Source organism: Methylobacterium sp. Leaf88, from assembly GCF_001422795.1.
GTDB lineage: Bacteria > Pseudomonadota > Alphaproteobacteria > Rhizobiales > Beijerinckiaceae > Methylobacterium.
Genome location: NZ_LMMK01000020.1, coordinates 150,791 through 169,758, shown reverse-complemented (window position 1 = coordinate 169,758; position 18,968 = coordinate 150,791). Strand labels below are relative to the sequence as shown.

At 67.2% G+C, this 18,968-nt stretch carries 16 protein-coding genes; 8 read left to right on the top strand and 8 right to left on the bottom strand.

All coding sequences use genetic code 11. From position 1 onward, the window contains the following. Nucleotides 1-275 precede the first annotated feature (275 nt). Entirely contained in the window at nt 276-1,247 is a 972-nt protein-coding gene (locus tag ASF20_RS12410) for a hypothetical protein (protein ID WP_056274608.1), read from the top strand. 9 nt (nt 1,248-1,256) lie between these two features. On the opposite strand, the gene ASF20_RS12405 is transcribed toward ASF20_RS12410, so the two are convergent. Continuing rightward, nucleotides 1,257-1,865: a YqgE/AlgH family protein gene (locus ASF20_RS12405; protein ID WP_056274604.1), complete on the bottom strand. Its 609-nt coding sequence runs from the start codon at nt 1,863-1,865 to the stop codon at nt 1,257-1,259. A 218-nt stretch (nt 1,866-2,083) separates the two neighbouring features. Here ASF20_RS12405 and ASF20_RS12400 point away from each other — a divergent pair, with 218 nt between their 5' ends. Beyond that, on the top strand, nt 2,084-2,566 hold the full coding sequence (locus tag ASF20_RS12400) for a peroxiredoxin (RefSeq protein WP_056213750.1): 483 nt from the start codon (nt 2,084-2,086) through the stop codon (nt 2,564-2,566). Between the two features lie 58 nt (nt 2,567-2,624). Here the strand turns inward: ASF20_RS12400 and ASF20_RS12395 are convergent, their stop codons facing one another. From ASF20_RS12395 to ASF20_RS12385, 3 genes are all read right to left on the bottom strand, one after another. Next, nucleotides 2,625-3,605: a homoserine kinase gene (locus ASF20_RS12395; RefSeq protein WP_056213751.1), complete on the bottom strand. Its 981-nt coding sequence runs from the start codon at nt 3,603-3,605 to the stop codon at nt 2,625-2,627. A gap of 92 nt (nt 3,606-3,697) precedes the next feature. Continuing rightward, complete coding sequence (gene ispH, locus ASF20_RS12390) at nt 3,698-4,699, bottom strand: 4-hydroxy-3-methylbut-2-enyl diphosphate reductase (RefSeq protein ID WP_056213754.1); 1,002 nt, start codon at nt 4,697-4,699, stop codon at nt 3,698-3,700. Between the two features lie 137 nt (nt 4,700-4,836). After that, nucleotides 4,837-6,231 (bottom strand): PLP-dependent aminotransferase family protein, encoded by a 1,395-nt coding sequence (locus ASF20_RS12385; protein ID WP_280136494.1) that lies wholly within the window; start codon nt 6,229-6,231, stop codon nt 4,837-4,839. 150 nt (nt 6,232-6,381) lie between these two features. Between ASF20_RS12385 and ASF20_RS23335 the strand changes: the two genes are divergently transcribed. The 4 genes from ASF20_RS23335 (at nt 6,382) to ASF20_RS12370 (ending at nt 11,163) form a co-directional block, all read left to right on the top strand. Further along, nucleotides 6,382-6,711, top strand: a complete 330-nt coding sequence (locus ASF20_RS23335) for a DUF1127 domain-containing protein (RefSeq protein ID WP_244476413.1) — start codon at nt 6,382-6,384, stop codon at nt 6,709-6,711. 189 nt (nt 6,712-6,900) lie between these two features. Beyond that, nucleotides 6,901-8,814 carry a monovalent cation:proton antiporter-2 (CPA2) family protein gene (locus ASF20_RS12380; RefSeq protein ID WP_056274601.1) on the top strand — a complete coding sequence of 638 codons (1,914 nt, stop codon included), beginning with the start codon at nt 6,901-6,903 and terminating at the stop codon, nt 8,812-8,814. Next, nucleotides 8,807-10,243, top strand: coding sequence for an MATE family efflux transporter (locus ASF20_RS12375; protein WP_156648056.1), 1,437 nt, complete (start codon nt 8,807-8,809; stop codon nt 10,241-10,243). The genes ASF20_RS12380 and ASF20_RS12375 overlap by 8 nt, the downstream gene beginning before the upstream one ends. A 200-nt stretch (nt 10,244-10,443) precedes the next feature. Continuing rightward, nucleotides 10,444-11,163, top strand: coding sequence for a hypothetical protein (locus ASF20_RS12370; RefSeq protein WP_056274597.1), 720 nt, complete (start codon nt 10,444-10,446; stop codon nt 11,161-11,163). A gap of 22 nt (nt 11,164-11,185) precedes the next feature. Here the strand turns inward: ASF20_RS12370 and ASF20_RS12365 are convergent, their stop codons facing one another. Next, on the bottom strand, nt 11,186-11,473 hold the full coding sequence (locus ASF20_RS12365; protein ID WP_056274595.1) for a hypothetical protein: 288 nt from the start codon (nt 11,471-11,473) through the stop codon (nt 11,186-11,188). Nucleotides 11,474-11,913: 440 nt separating this feature from the next. Here ASF20_RS12365 and ASF20_RS12360 point away from each other — a divergent pair, with 440 nt between their 5' ends. Then, nucleotides 11,914-12,807, top strand: coding sequence for a hypothetical protein (locus ASF20_RS12360; protein WP_244476412.1), 894 nt, complete (start codon nt 11,914-11,916; stop codon nt 12,805-12,807). 26 nt (nt 12,808-12,833) lie between these two features. Here the strand turns inward: ASF20_RS12360 and ASF20_RS12355 are convergent, their stop codons facing one another. Together ASF20_RS12355 and ASF20_RS12350 are read right to left on the bottom strand one after the other, a co-directional pair. After that, complete coding sequence (locus ASF20_RS12355; protein ID WP_056274593.1) at nt 12,834-13,664, bottom strand: oxidoreductase; 831 nt, start codon at nt 13,662-13,664, stop codon at nt 12,834-12,836. A 109-nt stretch (nt 13,665-13,773) separates the two neighbouring features. Beyond that, nucleotides 13,774-16,788 (bottom strand): FAD-binding and (Fe-S)-binding domain-containing protein, encoded by a 3,015-nt coding sequence (locus ASF20_RS12350; protein WP_056274591.1) that lies wholly within the window; start codon nt 16,786-16,788, stop codon nt 13,774-13,776. A gap of 131 nt (nt 16,789-16,919) precedes the next feature. Between ASF20_RS12350 and ASF20_RS12345 the strand changes: the two genes are divergently transcribed. Beyond that, nucleotides 16,920-17,966 (top strand): threonine aldolase family protein, encoded by a 1,047-nt coding sequence (locus tag ASF20_RS12345; protein ID WP_056274589.1) that lies wholly within the window; start codon nt 16,920-16,922, stop codon nt 17,964-17,966. A 52-nt stretch (nt 17,967-18,018) separates the two neighbouring features. On the opposite strand, the gene ASF20_RS12340 is transcribed toward ASF20_RS12345, so the two are convergent. After that, a complete protein-coding gene (locus ASF20_RS12340; protein ID WP_056274587.1) occupies nt 18,019-18,747 on the bottom strand; it encodes a GntR family transcriptional regulator in 729 nt (242 codons plus the stop codon). Between the last annotated feature and the right edge of the window lie 221 nt (nt 18,748-18,968).

Here is an 18,968-nt window from a genome sequence, read left to right as displayed (position 1 = left end):
GAAGGGTGTCGCGAGGCCGCAAGGCAGAGCCCGGCGAGGAGGTGCATCCGATTGCGCGGAACCGCGTTACCCCCCTCGTCGAATTGGAATTCCGACAGCTTCACGGACCGCCAGCGGCGGTTCTAGCAACGACGGCACCAGCGGGGTCCCCGATGTCTCGTCGGCAAGGAGCGGCATCGCTGCCGTGGCAAGACAATCGTTGCATGGTAAGTGGGGCTTGAACGTGCTTGCCTGCGCATCACGCCGTTTCCACGGATATAGGCCTGAAAGTTTCGATGCGTCTGACCCGCGTGCTTCTTCTTCTCCCGGTGCTGGCATCGGTTCCTCACCCGGCCTGTGCGCAGTCGTTCTTCGAGGAGTTGTTCGGGATTGGGCGGGCGGCCAAGCCGCCAGTACCTCCACGGGGGGTGCCCTCGGCTCCGCAGGCTCCGATGCCGGGTGCCCCCGGCGAGGGAATTCCGCCATCCGCCACCGAGGCGCCGAAAGCGCCCCCGGTTCCCCGTCAGCCCATCGTCCTCAAAGCGCCCTCCGAGGACAACCTGATGGGCCAGGAGTTGATGCTGAACGGGCTCACGGGTAGCCTGAAGCTGGAACGGGCCGGAGCGGGCACCACAGCCCGCATCGTCCTGCCCGGCAATAAGATTTCGCAGCCGGTCGAAGCCTGCAAGGTGCCGTTGAACGGGGGGGCGCCGTTGGCGGTCTCGTCGGAGGGCCGCCCGGAAGGCGTCGGCCGCTTCGAGGTCACCGGCGGCGAGTGTCCCCTTCGGTTCGATGTGCTCGATGGCGCCATCCTGGTGCAATCGATGTCCGGTCCTGTCTGCACCTTCGCATCGGCCGATTGCGCTACGACCCCAACGGGCCTGTGGGGACCGGCTGCCGCGACGCTCGTTCCACGAGCGAGCGAGTTCGAGGCCGCACGCGGTGGTGCCGACCGGGCGGTGCGTGAGAATTACAAGCTGATCAGCCAGCGCCTGCGCGGCCCCGAGCTTCGCCCCGTGGTCACCGAACAGGCGGCCTTCTCATCGGATCGTGAGCAGATGTGCCGAACTTATGCTCGCGAAGGGGCGCATGGCTTCTGCAACCTGCGTTTCACCGAAGCGCGGGCCTTGGCACTCGCCACCCGCCTTGGGGTCAACACCAACACCGCGTCACCAAGCGCCTCGGCATCCCCGCCACGCCCGCGCCGCAAGCCGCCGGTGGAGGGCATGAATCCGGATACGGGTGGCGCTCCGTTCGCCGATCAGTAGCGCGAAGCCTCAGCTATGGCCGGCGCTCACCGACAGCATCGCGAGATCGATGCCGTTGTTGCGCAACGTGCGCTCGTACTTGGCTTCGAGAGCCGTGTGGAAGATCATGTTTGGGTCGGCCGGGCAGACCAGCCAGCCATTGGCCAGGATCTCGTTCTCGAGTTGCCCCGCCTGCCATCCCGCATAGCCAAGGGCCAAGACGGCACTGGCCGGACCGTCTCCGGCCACGATCGCCCGTAGGATGTCCACTGTCGCCGTGAGGCAGATTCCATCATCGATGATCAGCGTGGACTGATCGATATGGAAATCGTCAGTGTGGAGAACGAAGCCGCGCTTGGCATCGACCGGGCCGCCCATCAGCACGGGCATGTGCCCGACGCGCTCGCGGAGCAGGATCGCATCGGTCTCGCTCGCGATATCGAGCTGGATCAGCAGATCGGGCATACTGAGGTCAGTGACGGCCTTGTTGAGAATGATCCCCATGGCTCCGTCCGCCGAATGGGCGCAGAGATAAATGACCGACCGGGCGAAGCGTGAATCAGTCAGACCCGGCATGGCGACGAGAAACTGACCATCAAGATAGGCGGGATCGCCCGTGCGGGCCTGTGAACGCTGCATTGGCGCATGCTACGCGGGCAGGCGCCTTTGTCCAGGGCACGGCACGTTCCGCCGATGGATATCCGCCACATCGGCGGCAGTGGAAACTCGACAGGCTAACCCCTGCGAGCTAGACGATTTTTCACGGGCGGGCCCAGTGTGTCGACCGGGTACGACGCTGCGACAGTGATCAGGGATCCGAAGGTTCGGATGCCCCGGCGATCTTCAGGAGACGACGGATGACCATTCAGGTTGGCGACCACCTCCCCCAGGTCACGTTCCGCGTGAGTGGGGCGGACGGCCCGGAAGCCAAGACCACCGACGACCTCTTCAAGGGCCGCCGCGTCGTCCTCGTCGGGGTCCCCGGTGCCTTCACGCCGAGCTGTCACCGCAACCACCTGCCCGGCTTCGTGGAGAAGCAGGCCGAGATCAAAGCTCGGGGCATCGACACCATCGCGATCACTTCGGTCAACGACGTGTTCGTGCTCGATGCCTGGCAGAAGGCGAGTGGGGCCGAGGACCTCGAGTTTCTCGCTGACGGCAATGCCGAGTTCGCGAAGGCGATAGGGCTCGATATGGACGGTGCCGGGTTCGGCCTCGGTACCCGTTCGAAGCGCTACGCCATGCTCGTCGAGGACGGTGTCGTACGTGTTTTGAACGTCGAGGACTCCCCGGCCAAGACCGAGTTGTCGGGTGCCGAGGCCCTTCTCAAGGTGATCTGACCCATGCGCCGGCGGATGCCATGGATCCGCCGGCAACATGAGACGTCCGGGGAGGCCCTTAGGCTGACGGTCCCGGGCCGGCCCAACCGTAATCCCGCGCATCCGTCGCAGTGCGATGGAAGGTCAGCCGGCGGTCGTATTCCAGGGGATCCTTCGGCTGGACCAGGGCGCCGGTCGGCACATTGAGCCAGTCGACGAGTCGGGTCAGCATGAAGCGTAGGGCCGCGCCCCGGCACAGGATCGGCAAGGCCGTGACCTCGGCCGAAACCAAGGGGCGCACCGCCTCGTAGCCCGCGATCAGAGCCGCCCCCATGTCGCGGTGGAAGCTGCCGTCCGCCTCGAAGCACCAGGCGTTGAGGCAGATGGCCAGATCGTAAGCGAAGGCGTCGGTACAGGCGAAATAGAAGTCGATCAGCCCCGACAGTTCGTCGCCGATGAAAAACACGTTGTCGGTAAAAAGGTCGGCGTGAATCACGCCGGACGGAAGACCCAAGGGCCAGGACGCCTGGAGCACGGCGAGGTCGCCGAGAACCCGTTCGGTCAGGCCGTGTGAAACGGTGTCCGCTTGAGGCTCCGAAAGCCGGAAGAGCGGTTCCCATGCATCGACCGAGAGATTGTTGACGCGCCGCATCCCGAAATCGGCACCTGCCGCGTGCAACCCGGCGAGCGCGCGACCGAGGGCATGGCAGTGATCGATGCCGGGTCGCTTCACCGAAACACCGTCGAGGAAGGTCACGATCACTGCAGGTCGGCCGCAGAGCTCACCCAGTGCGACTCCGGTGCGATCGCGGATCGGCTGTGGGCAAGCAAGGCCGCGAGCGGCGAGGTGCTCCATCAGGTTGAGGAAGAACGGTAAGTCGTCCGCTCGGACGCGCTTCTCGTAGAGAGTCAGGATGAACGAGCCGCCAGTGGTGTGGAGATAAAAATTCGTATTCTCCACACCCTCGGCGATGCCCTTGTAGGAGAGCAGCGTACCGATGTCGTAGGCCGCGAGAAAGGCGGTCAGCGCCGCGTCGGAGACCTCGGTGTAGACTGCCACGGCACGTTCGCTTGATAATTTCGGGGACGAAATGGACAGGGGCGCCGAACGGCGCCCCTGCTGAAGCCAGGTCTATCAGGAGCGCTGTCTGCCTATTCGGCAGCTTCGCTGCGCAGTTCGCGCGGCAACGGGAAGGACATGTCCTCGACCACCGTGGAAACCGTATCCACCGTGACGGTGTAGCGCGCTGCGAAGGCGTCGATGATCTCCTCCACCAGCACCTCCGGTGCCGAGGCACCAGCCGTGAGTCCGAGCTTTCGGATGCCCTCAAAGGCCGGCCAATCGATTTCCTCGGCCCGCAGCACTAAGCGGGTTATCGGACAGCCGACGCGTTCGGCGACCTCGCGCAGGCGCTGCGAGTTCGAAGAGTTTGAGGAACCGACCACGATGACCGCATCGACGAGCGGCGCTACCTGCTTCACCGCCTCCTGGCGGTTGGTGGTGGCGTAGCAGATATCGTCCTTGTGCGGGCCGGTGATCGTCGGAAACTTCTTCTTCAGCGCCTCGACGATGTGGTGCGTGTCGTCCACCGACAGGGTCGTCTGCGTCACCCAAGCGAGGTTATCGCGGTTTTCCGGCTCCAGGGCGGCGATCTGATCGAGATCCTCAACCAGCGTGATCGAGCCTTTCGGCAACTGGCCCATGGTGCCGACCACCTCGGGGTGACCGGAATGGCCGACGAGTAGCACGTGGCGGCCGCGCTTGTGGTGAATCTCCGCCTCGCGATGGACCTTGGTCACCAGCGGGCAAGTGGCATCGATGGTGGTAAGGCCGCGGGAATCAGCGTTGTGTGGCACCGTCTTGGCGACGCCGTGAGCCGAGAAGATTACCGGAGCGGAGCCGTCGGGAACCTCGTCGAGCTCGCGGACGAACACCGCGCCCTTCCGCTTCAGGCTCTCGACCACGTACTTGTTGTGGACGATTTCATGACGGACGTAGACCGGAGGTCCGTAGATGGCGAGTGCCCGTTCCACCACGTCGATCGCCCGCACGACACCGGCGCAGAAACCGCGCGGCGCACAGAGCAGGATCTCCAGAGGTGGCTTGCCCGTGTCACCGGAGGCGGAGGAGGTCGTCAGATTCGCGTCGCTCATGATAGCCGGGATGTGGCGAGGCGGGGACGCCCCTGTCAACCTGTCATAACGGAAAACTCCCCTGCGGGCACCTCCGGTCCGGCGAAAGCGGGTACGCGTGGCGCACAGGACCCGGAAAATTTTCCGCCAGCCTTCCGTCAACCCACCGGCTCGGATCGCGCCGCCACGCACTCGTTCAGGGCGGCCTCGATCATGGGGATCAGACGTGGGTCGGTGCACTTGGCGACGTTGAAGCGCAGGAAACTGTTGCCGAGCGACGAGGGGCCGAAAGCGCCTCCCGGTGCGAGCACGAGTCCGCGTGCCAGGGCACGCCGGGCAACGTCTGCCGAATCGATTCCATCCGGCAGACGCATCCGCAGAAAGAACCCCCCGGACGGCTCCAGCCACGCCGTCAGTCCGCATCCTTCGAGGCGCCGAAGAGCCGGCGCCATCGCCCGTCCCAATTTCTCGCGGACCTCGGCGAGGTGCCGGCGGTACGTGCCGTCCGTCAGGAGCCCGTGCATCAGGCTCGCCGACAGGTGGCTGTTCCCCAGGCTCATGGCCAGCTTGAGGTCGATTAGAGGCTCCACCCAGTCCTCGCGCAGCGCGATGAAACCGCAACGGATGGCAGCCGACAGCGTCTTCGAGAAGCTGCCGATCTGAATGACGCGCTCCAACCCGTCGAAACCGGCGAGGCGTGGAGACGGCTTTCCCTCGAAATCCCCGAAGATATCATCCTCAATGATGAGCGTATCGTGCGCCTCGGCGAGCTTCAGGATGCGATGGGTGATCGCTGGCGCCAGGGTGGAGCCGGTCGGGTTCTGAAGCGCAGAATTGATGACGTAGAAGCGCGGCCGATGCTCAGCGAGGTGCGCGGCGAGGGCAGCGAGATCAGGACCGCTCGGGGTCATCGAAACGCCGACGACCCGGGCACGCTGCGCCCGCAGGAGGCCATGATAATTGAAGTAGCAAGGATCGTCGACCAGCACGGTATCGCCGGGTTCGAGCAGGAATCGGCAGAGCAGGTCGAGAGCCTGCGTCGCCGAGTCGACCAGCACCACCTGATCGGCGCCGGCCTCGACCCCCTTCTCCGCCAGCCGCCGGGCGATCTGGGCGCGTAAGGGTGGAAAGCCGAGGGGCTGATCGTGTGAGACCAGGTTGGTTGCTGGACCGCGTGCGAGCTGACGAAGGCCGCGCCGAATCGCCTCATCGGGCATCCAGGACGACGGCAGCCAGCCGGAGCCCGGCATCACGAGGTCCGGGCCGGCCTGCATGGATTGCCGGGTGATCCAGAGCGGATCCACCGCTCGGTCGAGTTGCGGTTCCACCGCCTTGAGGCAGAGCGGGCGGGTCTTGCCCGCCACGTAAAACCCCGAGCCGCGCCGCGCCATGATCGCGCCCTCGGCCCCGAGCCGGTCGTAGGCCTCGACGACAGTGGACTTCGAGACTCCCAAGGCTTCAGCGAAGGCGCGGACCGAGGGGAGGCGTGCGCCGGGCATGAGCTGGCGGCTGTCGATCCGATCCGTGATCGCCCCCGCTACCGTCTCGACCAAAGTGCGCTTCGACGAGGGGAACTCCTTAATCTGTCCTGATCCCTATGCCGGACAATTCACCCCAACCGTACTGGACTGTCCCTGTCGTGCCCATCCTCTTCCACGCAGAGTCGCGGCATCTCCACGCGCTTCGAAGAAAGGACGCGCATCATGGACGGCTTCCGTACGACCATCGCTGGGCCTGTCACCGCTGGTAGGACCCGGACCGCCATGGCGGTGGCTACGGCGCGGTTGGGCGCCATATTCGCCGCTGCGGCTTCCGGAATTTCCCGCTCTGCGATCAATCGGCGGGTCGTCCGACAGCTATCGGTGATGTCGGATCGCGAACTCCGGGACATCGGGCTCAGCCGCCAGGACGTACTGGATTCCGAGATCCTGCTGCTTGAAGGCGATGCGTCGAGTTTCCTGATCGGCCGTCGAAACGAGCGCCGGGCGGGCCGGCGCGTTCCGCGCGGACAATGGCCGCCGCGATGCGACTGACGCCGGATCCAGGAAGGTGCCGATTCGCACTGTGGGATGCTCATCGGGTTGTTTGCGAGGAGCTTCCTCCTTCCCCTAACGTGACGGCTGGGCTCCCGCTGGTTAAGACGGACCCGCCTGGCACGCTTGGATCGTTCCGAGCGGGGTCGGCCATCGCCGTCTTGGATTCGCATCCAACCTCGGATTTTCATGGCAAGCGCCACGACCCACGTCAGCTTCCTGCCTCCCGTGCTGACGTTCCTGTCGGCGGCGGTGATCGGCGTGCCGATCTTCCGCCTCATCGGCCAGAGCGCCGTGCTCGGCTACCTCGTCGCCGGTGTGGTCATCGGGCCCTTCGGTTTCTCGCTGATCGCGGAGCCCGAGACGGCGGCGAGCGTCGCCGAACTCGGCGTTGTGCTGCTGCTCTTCATCGTCGGGCTCGAACTCCAGATCTCGCGCCTCGTCTCGATGCGACGGGACATCTTCGGCCTCGGCACCGCCCAGCTCGTCGTCTGCTCAGCAGCTCTGGCAGGCGTCGGAATCCTGATGGGGGCCAAGCCCTCGGCGAGCCTCGTGATCGGCATCGCGCTCGCCCTCTCGGCCACAGCCGTCGCGCTCCAATTGCTGGAAGAGCGCGGCGATATGGGGACGCCCTATGGCGGGCGGGCCTTCGCGGTGCTGCTGTTTCAGGACATCTCCGTGGTCGCCATCCTGGCGCTGATGCCGCTGGTCGCCTCATCCGGCACGGGCGGCGGCGACGGATGGCTCCTTTCAGCCCTGCAATCCACCGGTACGGTGGGCGCGGCGATCCTTGCCGTGGTGCTGGTCGGGCGCTACGGCCTCAATCCGTTCTTCGGCCTCTTGGCGGCCAGTGGCGCCCGCGAGGTCATGACGGCCGCGGCCCTTCTCGTGGTGCTCGGCACCGCAATGCTTATGGAGCATGTCGGCCTGTCGATGGCGATGGGCGCGTTTCTGGCAGGCGTGCTTCTGGCCGAGTCCAACTTCCGCCATCAGCTTGAGGCCGACATCGAGCCGTTCCGGGGCATGCTGCTCGGCCTGTTCTTCATGAGCGTGGGCATGTCGATCGATGGCGGCTTGCTCAAGGCCGAATGGCCGACCCTGCTGGGGGCAACAGCCGGTGCGATCCTGCTCAAGGTCGCTGTGGTGGCGGGCCTGTTCCGCCTGTTCGGCTCGCCCTGGCTCGATGCGGTGCGCGGTGGAGCCATCCTGGCGCCGGCGGGAGAATTCGCCTTCGTGCTGTTGCCGGCGGGCGGCGAACTCGGCCTCGTGGATTCTGCGAGCACACGCTTTGCGGTGGCGCTCGCGGCACTGACCATGCTGGTCGGTCCAGTGGCGGCGAAGGCTCTGGACGCCCTGCTTGCCCGACGTCCCGAAGGGCCCGAGGCGCTGCCGGAGGCCATCGAGAGCACCGAGGCCCGCGTCCTCGTCATCGGCTTCGGCCGCTTCGGACAGATTCTCACACAGGTGCTGCTCGCCGAGGGCATCAGCGTCACGGTGATCGACAAGGACGTGGAGCAGATCCGCAGTGCCGCCCGTTTCGGATTCCGCATCTATTACGGAGACGGGACCCGCCTCGATGTGCTGCGCGCCGCCGGCATCGGCCGGGCCGAACTCGTCTGCATCTGCGTCGACGACAGCGAGGCCGCCCTGAAGATCGTCGATATCGTCCACGAGGAATTCGCGAGCGTGCGCACCTATGTGCGGGCCTTCGATCGCATGCATGCGGTCGAGCTGATGAACCGGGACGTCGACTTCCAGCTCCGCGAAACGGTCGACTCCGCCCTCGCCTTCGGTCGGGCGACCCTGGAAGGTCTCGGTCTCAGCACGGAGGCGGCCGCCGCCACCGCCGAGGACGTGCGCAAGCGCGACGTCGCTCGCCTCGTACTTCAGCAGGCGGGCGCGCTGCCGGACACCATGAGCTGGGCCCGCGGCCTCAATGAGATCAAGCCGGAGCCGCTGACGGAGCCGAAGCGGCCTTCCCGTGCACTCAATGCGGAGACGCGCGACATCATTGGATCCCAGAGGCGAGAGGCGGCGACCCGCACCCTCGAGACCGATGAAGCCTTCCAGAGTCGGCAGCAGGAATCCCGGACGGATGCCTGAGGTGACATCCGGATCGGCGCGGTTCGTCGAGGGATCCATTCTGCGCCACGTGGTGACCATGAGCGCCACTGGTTCAATCGGACTGATGGCGATCTTCGTCGTCGACTTCCTATCCTTGCTCTACGTCTCCAAGCTCGGAGAGCCGACGCTGACGGCGGCGGTGGGCTTTGCCACCATCGTCCAGTTCTTCGCCATCGCCATCAATATCGGCCTGATGATCGCGGCGGGTGCTCTCGTTTCGCGAGCCATTGGGGCCGGTGATGAGGAGGGCGCGCGGCGCCTCGCCACCTCCGGGACCCTCCAGGGAATCGTCGTCTCCGGCGTCCTCGTCGTGGCGATGCTGCCATGCCTGCCTACCTTCCTGGGTTGGATCGGTGCCGACGCCGAGACTCTTCCGGTGGCGACACGCTTTCTCTGGATCACGCTGCCCTCCAACCTGCTGATGGGGCCTGGCATGATGTTCTCCGGCCTGCTGCGAGCGGTCGGGGCTGCGCGTCAGGCCATGTACGTGACCCTTGGCGGCGCCATCGTCACTGCCGGACTCGACCCACTGCTGATCTTCGGTGCTGGCCTCGGCGTCGACGGGGCGGCCATCACGACCTGCTTTGCCCGTGCCACCTTTGCGATCATCGGCCTGTGGGGTGTGCGTCAGCACCGGATGCTCGCGCGACCGAAGCTCGCCGACGTCATCGCGGACGCGCCCGTCGTGATGCGGATCGCCCTGCCGGCGGTATTGACGAATCTCGCGCCCTCGGTGGCGAGCGCCTTCATCGCCCACGCGCTCGCGCAATTCGGCGCAGTCGCGGTGGCTGGCAACGTGGTGGTCGACCGCCTGACTCCGGTGGCGTTCGGCGGCCTCTTCGCCATGTCTGGCTCGATTGGACCGATCCTGGGTCAGAACTGGGGTGCGGCCCGGTTCGATCGCATGCGCGGCGTTCTGCGCGATGGCACGCTGGTCACCGCCGTCTACGTTCTGGTGGTCTGGACAGCCCTGATCCTGGGAGCCGACCCTCTGACACGCCTCTTTGCGCTGGAGGGCGTTGCGGCTGACCTGTTCGGGTTCTTCTGTCTCGTTAGTGGTGGCGTCTGGTTCTTCACCGGGCTGCTGTTCCTGGCCAACGCCTCCTTCAACAATCTTGGGTTCCCATTCTATTCCACCGCCCTGAACTGGGGACGCGCCACCCTGGGCACCGTACCGCCAGCCCTCATCGGCGCGCATTTCTACGGTCCCAAAGGCGTCATCGCCGGGGTCGGCCTCGGCTCCGTCCTGTTCGGTCTCGCCGGGATCGCCCTTGCCTTCCGCACCGTCGCCACCTTGGAGCGACGGGCCAATGTCGTGCTCTCCCCGGCCAAAGCTGCGGAGGCCCCGAATGCTGGCACGGAGCCCACCCGCGCCGCTGCACCGGCGCAGTCCGGCGCCCTGATCTGAATTCTGCCGCCGGGGAGACCTATCCGCGAGCCGGGTTTCAGGATCGTGCTGGATCCGTCCCCTCGATCGAACGCTTCGGGGTGTACGAACCCTCTCCGATGGAGAAATGTGGGGCCGCTACCGAGGTTGACCTTCGCGAGATTTCGGATGAGGCGGTGGCAGCCGCGTCCGTACGATGTCGCGGAGGGAGTCCAGCGTCGATGTCGTCACCCCCCTGGGTCCTCTGTGACACCAGCCTCATTCCCGGTAGTTCCGCTCCGCTGAATCTCCTGCGCCAGGGAGACGCCTACTCGATCCAGGTCGGGAAAGCGGAACTCATGACGAACCTCGATCGCGGCTCGGAGCAGGCTCTCGCGACCATCCCCTGTGAACGACTCGCTGGTCGCGCGACGCCACGCATCCTGATCGGCGGACTCGGCATGGGCTTCACCCTGCGCGCTGCCCTGAGTGCCCTCGGACCGGACGCGAAGATCGTAGTCGCCGAACTGATCCCGGCTGTCGTCGCCTGGGCACGAGGTCCCCTCGCCCATCTCTTCGGTGACAGTCTCGACGACTCACGAGTCGAGATCGTCGAGACCGACGTCAATCGCCTGATCCAATCGGGACCCGAGCACTTCGATGCAATTCTGCTGGATGTCGATAACGGTCCGTCCGGCATGACACGACGGGAGAACGACCGCCTGTACGATGCCTGGGGTTTGAAGCGGGCACACTACGCCCTGCGGAGCGACGGCATCCTCGCGGTCTGGTCCGGTAAACCCGACCGACGTTTCAAGGCGCGCCTACGCCTGCATGGCTTTGCCGTCGATGAATTCCGCATCCGCGCGAACGGCGGGGCTGACGGACCGCGCCACGTTCTCTGGATGGCGACGCGCCCCGTTGCCCCGCTGCGGTTCGCGTCGCTGGGAAGCAGGCCCTGAGCTCGATGGCCCCGGCCTCGTGTCAGTAGCTGTAGTTGCGGCGCGCCGGTCCCTGGGACGGCCCATAACCCGTGCCGCGGGGCTCCACGCGTGAACCGTAATCGATGTCGCGTTGCCGCTTCGCCTGACGGTTCGCCAGATATCGGCCGCCGAGGCAGCCCGCGACCGCCCCGACGACCCCACGTTCGGCGAGGTAGTGGCCGGCGATTCCGCCGATGATCGCGCCCTTGATGCAGCCCTTGGCTTCGGCCGCTCCGACGCTGCCGAAGGTGAGGAGGGCGAGGGCCGACGCTGTCGCAATGATCCGCATGTTCAATCTCCCAGCTGATGCGTCGAGGAAACCGTCCCACACCGCGCCCGTTCCGATCGGGAGACGCGGATCCGGTAAATTCCCGATGCGATCTCCTCCGGGCGTCCTGCGCGTAAGAAACTGCGTTCTTAATCCGTCGGTATCGTCATTTGTTGGATCTGTGTCTCATTCGCAGCAGGCAGGATCAACGCGGGCGTGTCTAAGGTCATAACGAGGGTCCGCCAGTCATCATGTCGGGGGACGAAGCAGGATCTTACCTGATGACTGGGAGTTGCGTGCGTCCAATCATACCCATCATGGGTATGGTCCTGGCTCTATCGTCGACAGTCGTTGGCGCCGCTGAAATGGACGATCCCGCAACCGCTAAACCATCGGTCTGGGCATCGAAGGATGGCCGGTCAGCGCCGTCCCGAAAGGGGGCCCCACCGCAGAAAAAGCCATTGGGCCACCAGGATGCCAAGGCGGACAAGGACACACGGGACGGTAAGGGCGGCGGTGACGACGGCAAGTCTCAGGATGTCGACACCGAGCATCTCTTCGGCTTCACGGAAGGCTCCGATGCCGGTGAGAAGGGCGAGCAGGAGGTCGTCGTGGATACGATTTCCCGCCTGGGCAAGCGGTTATCGGGCCCCGGCGGAGGCCACTACCGCGTCCTCGACACCAAGCTCGGCTACCAGTTCGATCCGATCGACCGCCTGAGCATCGAGTTCGGCGCGTTCGGCACCTTTCGTCAGGTCCGCAACATCGTCGATCTCGACGACAAGTCCTACGGAACGTTCGACGGCGTCTCCGTCGAGGTGAAGTACCAGTTCCTGAAGGGCGACAAGGATCAGCCCCTCGGGCTCGCGCTTGAGCTTCGTCCGCGTTTCGCCCGCGTCCTGCCCATCGAGGGAAATGGTGCCGACATCTTCGACATGGAGACCGTGCTCCAGCTCGATCTGCAACTCGTGCCGAACAAGCTCTGGTACGGCAGCAACATCAGCTTCGAGCCGGCGGCCGGTCGCCAGCGCGGCCCGGATGCCCCGGGCTACCGCTCATCGACCTTCCTCTGGTCGAACGCCCTGGTCGCCCGCGTTGGGGAAAGCACCTATCTCGGGCCCGAGATCCGCTACCTGCGGGGCTACAACGGCACGTTTCTCAATGACTTGGAGAGTGAGGCCCTGTTCGTCGGCCCTGCCCTGCACCACCGCTTCACCGAAAAGATCTGGCTCACGGTGGCGTATGCCGGACAGGTCTGGGGCCGCGATGCCGACCCGAGCCTGGCCGGTCGCGCGCTCGGCCTGAACCAGTTCGAGCGGCACACCGTCCGGGTCAAGTTCGGCATGGAGTTCTGAGCGCCGGGTGCGGAAAGTCTGCCGCCTCAGTTCGCCAGCTGCATCTGCTTGCGCAGGCTCTTGTCGAAGAGGTGGGCGGGGGCGAAGCGGCGAAGGAGACTGATCTGGCGCGCGACCTTGCCGGCGGTGTAGCGGCGCCGCGGCACGGATGCCTCGGCCGCGGCGAGCACGGCGTCGGCCACGATCTCCGGGGCGTCGGCGGTCGCCATGGCCGCCCGCATCGTCCGGTCGGCACCGGCCCGGGCCTCGATGTACAGGTCAAGCTGGGCATCGGGAACGAGAAGATTCTGGTCGAAGGCCGTGCGGGTATAGGCCGGCTCGACCAAGACGACGCGGATACCCTGACTGCGGACCTCGTGGTCGAGCGATTCCGAATAGCCTTCCACCGCGTGCTTGCTGGCAGCGTAGAGCGCCATGTAGGGGGCCGGAATCAGACCGAGCACGGAACTGATGTTGATGATGCGGCCGTTCTTCTGCGCGCGCATCGTCGGAATGACCGCGCGGATCGCCCGGATCACGCCGAACAGGTTCACGTCGAACAGGTCCTGTGCCTGGGCGATCGAGGATTCCTCGGCCCCGCCGCTGATGCCGAAGCCGGCATTGTTGACGAGGAGGTCGATCCGGCCGGTCTCGTCCAGCACCGTCTTCACCATCGCGGCGACCGACGCCTCGTCGGTCAGATCGCAGGTCAGGAGGGTGCCGGCATCGCCCAAGACGGCGCTGCTGCGTCGGCTCGTCCCGAACACGCGATAGCCGGCCTTGTGGAGGGCACGGACGCTGGCGAGACCGATGCCGGAGGAGGCTCCGGTGACGATGGCCGTCTTTCGCACGGCTTGCTCGCGAATGGCTTGGCTCATGACCCTCTCCCAGCGGGTCCGATCCACCGGCCCGTCTCCTTTTAAATGACGATTGAAATTTAAAATGGCAAGCGGATGGGCGTGCCGTGGCACACGCGCATCGTTGGTATTACAGCGGCAAAAACGGCTTTCCGTTTCGCAACGCGGGCGAAGGACGTGTCGAGGTCACAAGGGCGTCGTCGAGAACGCGCGAGACGTGACGTGCGGTGAGGCCGAGGCCGTCGTGGATCTGATGGCGGCAGCTCGTGCCGTCGGCGACCACGAGATCGTCCGGGCCGGCCTGGCGCAGGGCCGGGAACAGTGACAGCTCGGCCATGGCCAGGGACACGTCGATGGTCTCGGCGCCGTAGCCGAAGGCGCCGGCCATGCCGCAGCAGCTCGACTCGATCGGGCGGACGTCGAGACCGGGCACCGCCCGCAGGACCGTCTCCACCGCACCCATGGCCGCGAAGGCCTTCTGGTGGCAATGGCCGTGGAGATGGGCGACCCGGCCGCCCTGGTCGGCGAGCGGCAGGTCGATCCGACCGGCCTTGAGGTCGGCGGCGAGCAGTTCCTCGAACAGGACGCTCGCGCGCCCGAGTTCGGCGGCGTCGGGGCCGGGCAGGAGCGAGGCGAACTCGTCGCGGAAGGTCAGCAGGCAGGACGGTTCGAGGCCGACGATCCGGGCGCCGGCCCGGACATAGGGCAGCAGCGCGCTCAGCGTCCGCCGGGCCTCGGCCCGGGCCCGATCGGTCTGGCCCGAGGCGAGGTAGGTCCGTCCGCAGCAGAGGGGGCGGCGACCGCGATGGGGGAAGACCCGGTGCAGGCGGTAGCCGGCGGCGACCAGCACCCGCTCGGCCGCCTCCAGGTTCTCGCGCTCGAAAGCCCGGTTGAAGGTGTCGCCGAACAGGACGACGTCGCGGAAATCGCCGGTGACGTCGGCGGGATGGGCGGGCTCGCCCGATTCGCGCCAGGGCCGGCGCCATTGCGGCAGGGTCCGGCGGGCCGAAAGGCCGACCCAGCGCTCGGACAGGCGGGCCAGGGCTGGCAGGCGGTCGCGCAGGTTGAGAAGCGGCGCCAGCCGCGCCGCCGTGCCGGCGTAGAGCGGGAGGGCTGCCACCAAGCGCTCCTTCAGCGGCAGGCCGTGCCGGGCGTGGTAATGATGCAGGAACTCGATCTTCATCTTGGCCATGTCGACGCCGGTGGGGCATTCGCGCCGGCAGGCCTTGCAGGAGACGCAGAGGTCCAGGGTCCGCTTCATCTCCGGGCTGGTGAAGGCGTCCGCCCCGAGCTGGCCCGAGATGGCGAGCCGCAGGGAATTGGCCCGGCCCCGGGTGAGGTGCTGTTCCTCCTTGGTGACGCGGTAGGACGGGCACATGGCGCCGCCGGCGAGCTTCCGGCAGGTGCCGTTGCTGTTGCACATCTCGACGGCGGGGCCGAAGCCGCCCCAATCGGACCAGTCGAGGGCGGGTACGGTGGGCTCGGTCACGGCGTAGCCCGGCTGGAAGCGCAGCAGCGAGCGGTCGTCCATGCGCAGCGGCCGGACGATCTTGCCGGGGTTGAGGCGGTTGTCCGGGTCGAAGCCGTCCTTCACTGCCTCGAAGGCGCGGGTCAGGCGCGCCCCGAACATCGGCGCGATGTATTCGGACCGCGAGATGCCGTCGCCGTGCTCGCCCGAGTAGGAGCCCTTGAAGCGGCGCACGGCCGCGCTCGCCTCCTCGGCGATGGCCCGCATCTTGGCGACGTCGCCGCCCTGCTTCATGTCGAGGATCGGGCGGACATGCAGGCAGCCCACCGAGGCGTGGGCGTACCAGGTGCCGCGGGTGCCGTGCCGGGTGAAGACCTCGGTGACGGCGTCGGTATAGTCGGCCAGGTGCTCCAGCGGCACCGCGCAGTCCTCGATGAAGGAGACCGGCTTGGCGTCGCCCTTCATCGACATCATGATGTTGAGGCAGGCCTCGCGCACCTCCCAGACCGACTTCTGCCGGACGGGCTCGGGCACCTTCACCACGGCGTTCCGGAAGCCGTGGTCGCTCATGCAGGCGTCGAGGCGCACGAGGTCGGCCAGCAGCGCGTCGCGGTCGTCGCCGGCGAATTCCACCAGCAGCAGGCAGTTCGGCGTGCCGCGGGTGATGTCTGCGAGCGTCGTGCGGAACAGCGGGATGTCGGCCCCGAGGACCAGCACGTTGTTGTCGACGAGTTCCACCGCCACGGGATCGAGGTCGACCAGCGCCTTCGTGGTTTCCATGGCGGCGCGGAAGGACGGGAAGTGGCAGACGCCCATGACCCGGTGGGCGGGCAGCCGGGAGAGCTTCAGGGTGACGCCGGTGGTGGCCGCCAGGGTGCCCTCGGAGCCGACGAGGAGGTGGGCGAGGTTCGGCCGCGCCTCGATCAGGGCGTCGAGGTTGTAGCCGCCGACCCGCCGCTGCACCCGCGGATACCGGGCCAGGATCTCGTCGCGCTCCGCCTCGGCGAGCGCGCGCATCGCGGCGGCGAGGTGCGTGGCCCGGTCCGGGCCCGTGACCCCGGTGCTGTCGTGGCCCGTGAGACCGAAGCCGAAGGCGGTGCCGTCGGGGAACAGCGCCTCCATGGCCAGGACGTTGTCGCTCATCTTGCCGAAGCGGAGCGAGCGCGCGCCGCAGGAATTGTTGCCGGCCATGCCGCCGATGGTGCAGCGGGTGGCGGTGGAGGGCTCGACGGGGAAGAACCAGCCGTCCGCCTTCACCCGGGTGTTCAGGCGTTCCAGCACCATGCCGGGCTCGACGGTGATGGTGCCCGCTTGCGGATCGTAGGCGGTGATGCCGTTGAAGTGGCGCGAGCAATCGACCACGAGGCCGTGCCCGATCGGCTGGCCGTTCTGCGAGGTACCGCCGCCGCGCAGGATGACGGGCACGTCGTGCTCGGCGGCGATCTTCAGGGTCGCGGCGATGTCGGCGGCCGAGCGCGGCAGCACCACGCCGGCCGGCACGATCTGGTAGATCGAGGCGTCGGTGGCGTAGCGTCCCCGGGTGAAGGGATCGAAGCGGGCCTCGCCCTGCAGGGCCTCGGCCAGCCGCCGGGCGAGCCCGGCATTCAGTCGAGTGGCCGCGCGGGGCGTGCGGTTCGCCGCCCGCGGCGTGGTCGATGGCTCAGCCGTGGCGGTCATGCGTCATCGTCCTCGCGTTGCGGATGGGCATCCGGATCGGAATGCCGGGCTGCGGCCGCCGGATGGGGTGGCGGTCTGGGCCGCCGGAGCTAAGATACCGGTGATATTTTGAATGCAAACGGGCTTGCAAGATGATCGACCTGTTCAGCGACACCCAGACGCGGCCCACGACGGGGATGCGGGACGCCATGGCGCGGGCCGAGGTGGGGGATGAGCAGTCGGATTCCGACCCCACGACCCTGGCGCTCTGCGAACGGGTGGCGGACCTGCTCGGCCAGGAGGCGGGCGTCTTCATGCCGTCCGGCACGATGTGCAATCTGGTGGCGATCCTGGTGCAGACCCGGTCCGGCGACGAGATCATCGTGGACGACCAGTCCCACATCTACAACACCGAGGCCGCCGGCTCGGCCGCCATCGGCGGCGTCTCCGTGATGGCCCTGAAGACCCCGGCGGGTGTCTACACGCCCGAGGCCTTCGCGGCGGCCATCCGCCCGTCCGCCCGCACGGCGCCGCGCTCCGCCCTGGTCTCGATCGAGCAGACGACGAGCTTCTCCGGCGGTTCGGTCTGGGCGCTCCCGGACATGCGGCGCATCCGCGACATCGCCCATGAGCGGGGCCTGCGGGCGCATATCGACGGGGCCCGTCTCTTGAATGCGGTGGCGGCCACCGGCATCGCCGCGAAGGACTACGCCCAGGGCTTCGACAGCGCCTGGATCGACCTCAGCAAGGGTCTCGGCTGCCCGGTCGGGGCCGTCCTGTGCGGGACGCGGGCGTTCATCACCGAGGCCTGGCGCTGGAAGTACCGCCTGGGCGGGGCCATGCGCCAATCCGGCGTCCTGGCGGCCGCCGGCCTCTACGCCCTCGATCACCACGTCGACCAGCTCGTCCGCGACAACGCCCACGCGGCCCTGCTGCGCGACCGGATCGCGGGGGCGCCCGGCCTCGCCATCGACGAAGGTGCGGCCCAGTCCAACATCCTGTGCTTCTCGGTGGAGCCCCTCGGCGTCACGGCCGCCGCCTTCGCCCAGGCCTGCCTCGCAGAGGATGTCCGGGTGCGGGCGATCGGAGCCCATCAGATCCGCGCCACGACCCATCTCGAGGTGGACGAGCCCAGCATCCTGCGAGCGGCCGAGGTGATCCGCGCCGAGGCCGGGCGCCTGTCGGCGCGCGCCGGCTGATCGGCTTCGCCGAGATCCGGCGAAGGACTCGGCGTGGACCCCATCGTGGCCATCAGGCACCGGCCGTCGCGGTCTCCCGCACGGCAGCCGCGCGGCGCTTGTTGCGCAGGTGACGGAACAGGATGTCGCTGAGCTCCGGTCCCGCCCGGCGCCGCAGGGCGTCGAGGATCTCCTCGTGCTCGCGCATGGCCTCGCCCCAGCGGTCGCGGTCCTTGTCGAGATTGGCCGCGTAGCGCACCCGGCGCAGGCGCCCGGCGAAATTCGCGTAGGTCGTCCGCAGGGGCTCGTTGTCGGCGGCCTCCACGATCCGGTCGTGGATCGCCTGGTTGCCGGCGAAGTAACCGTGCAGGTCGCGGCGGAGATAGGCCGCGTACATTTCGTGGTGCAGGCGTTCGATCTCGGCAAAGCCCGCCTCGGTGATCTTCTCGCAGGCGAGGCGACCGGCCAGGGCCTCGAGACCGCCCATGACGTCGAACAATGCCACCATCTCGTCGGGGCCGAGCTGGCGGACCCGCGCGCCCCGGTTCGGCAGCAGGTCGATCAGTCCCTCGGAGGCCAGCACCTTCAGGGCTTCCCGCAGGGGGGTGCGCGAGATGCCGAAGCGTTCGCAGAGGAGCCGTTCTGGCACGCGCGCCCCGGGGGCGAGGTTGCCCTCGACCACGTAGTCGCGCAGCTGGGCCAGCAGGGTCCCGTGAAGCGAGGCGACCCCCGTTCCCGCGATCCGGAGCGGGGACGCGGTCTCCGGGTCGACCGCGGAATCCGGGACGGCATCGAGCATCATCCTTCCAGAACTATCAGCCGGCCCCGCGACGGTCGAGGGCGTTCGAGCGCAAAATAATGCTTGTGTCGCGTAAAAATGAATGCAAATTTTTGGTCGACCAAAACGGACGCGGATCGGATCGACGACAATCCCGCGCCGAACGCCATTGGACGCCGTGGCGCCGCCCTCGTCCCGCGACCCGCCAGCACCGTCTGGCGCACCCGAAAGCCTGCGAGGCCCCC

Bases quoted from the DNA above. Each gene is read 5' to 3' on its own strand.
- ASF20_RS12410 (WP_056274608.1), top strand. From the start codon at position 276: ATGCGTCTGACCCGCGTGCTTCTTCTTCTCCCGGTGCTGGCATCGGTT.
- ASF20_RS12405 (WP_056274604.1), bottom strand. From the start codon at position 1,865: ATGCAGCGTTCACAGGCCCGCACGGGCGATCCCGCCTATCTTGATGGT.
- ASF20_RS12400 (WP_056213750.1), top strand. From the start codon at position 2,084: ATGACCATTCAGGTTGGCGACCACCTCCCCCAGGTCACGTTCCGCGTG.
- ispH (WP_056213754.1), bottom strand. From the start codon at position 4,699: ATGAGCGACGCGAATCTGACGACCTCCTCCGCCTCCGGTGACACGGGC.
- ASF20_RS23335 (WP_244476413.1), top strand. From the start codon at position 6,382: ATGGACGGCTTCCGTACGACCATCGCTGGGCCTGTCACCGCTGGTAGG.
- ASF20_RS12380 (WP_056274601.1), top strand. From the start codon at position 6,901: ATGGCAAGCGCCACGACCCACGTCAGCTTCCTGCCTCCCGTGCTGACG.
- ASF20_RS12375 (WP_156648056.1), top strand. From the start codon at position 8,807: ATGCCTGAGGTGACATCCGGATCGGCGCGGTTCGTCGAGGGATCCATT.
- ASF20_RS12370 (WP_056274597.1), top strand. From the start codon at position 10,444: ATGTCGTCACCCCCCTGGGTCCTCTGTGACACCAGCCTCATTCCCGGT.
- ASF20_RS12365 (WP_056274595.1), bottom strand. From the start codon at position 11,473: ATGCGGATCATTGCGACAGCGTCGGCCCTCGCCCTCCTCACCTTCGGC.
- ASF20_RS12355 (WP_056274593.1), bottom strand. From the start codon at position 13,664: ATGAGCCAAGCCATTCGCGAGCAAGCCGTGCGAAAGACGGCCATCGTC.
- ASF20_RS12350 (WP_056274591.1), bottom strand. From the start codon at position 16,788: ATGACCGCCACGGCTGAGCCATCGACCACGCCGCGGGCGGCGAACCGC.
- ASF20_RS12345 (WP_056274589.1), top strand. From the start codon at position 16,920: ATGATCGACCTGTTCAGCGACACCCAGACGCGGCCCACGACGGGGATG.
- ASF20_RS12340 (WP_056274587.1), bottom strand. From the start codon at position 18,747: ATGATGCTCGATGCCGTCCCGGATTCCGCGGTCGACCCGGAGACCGCG.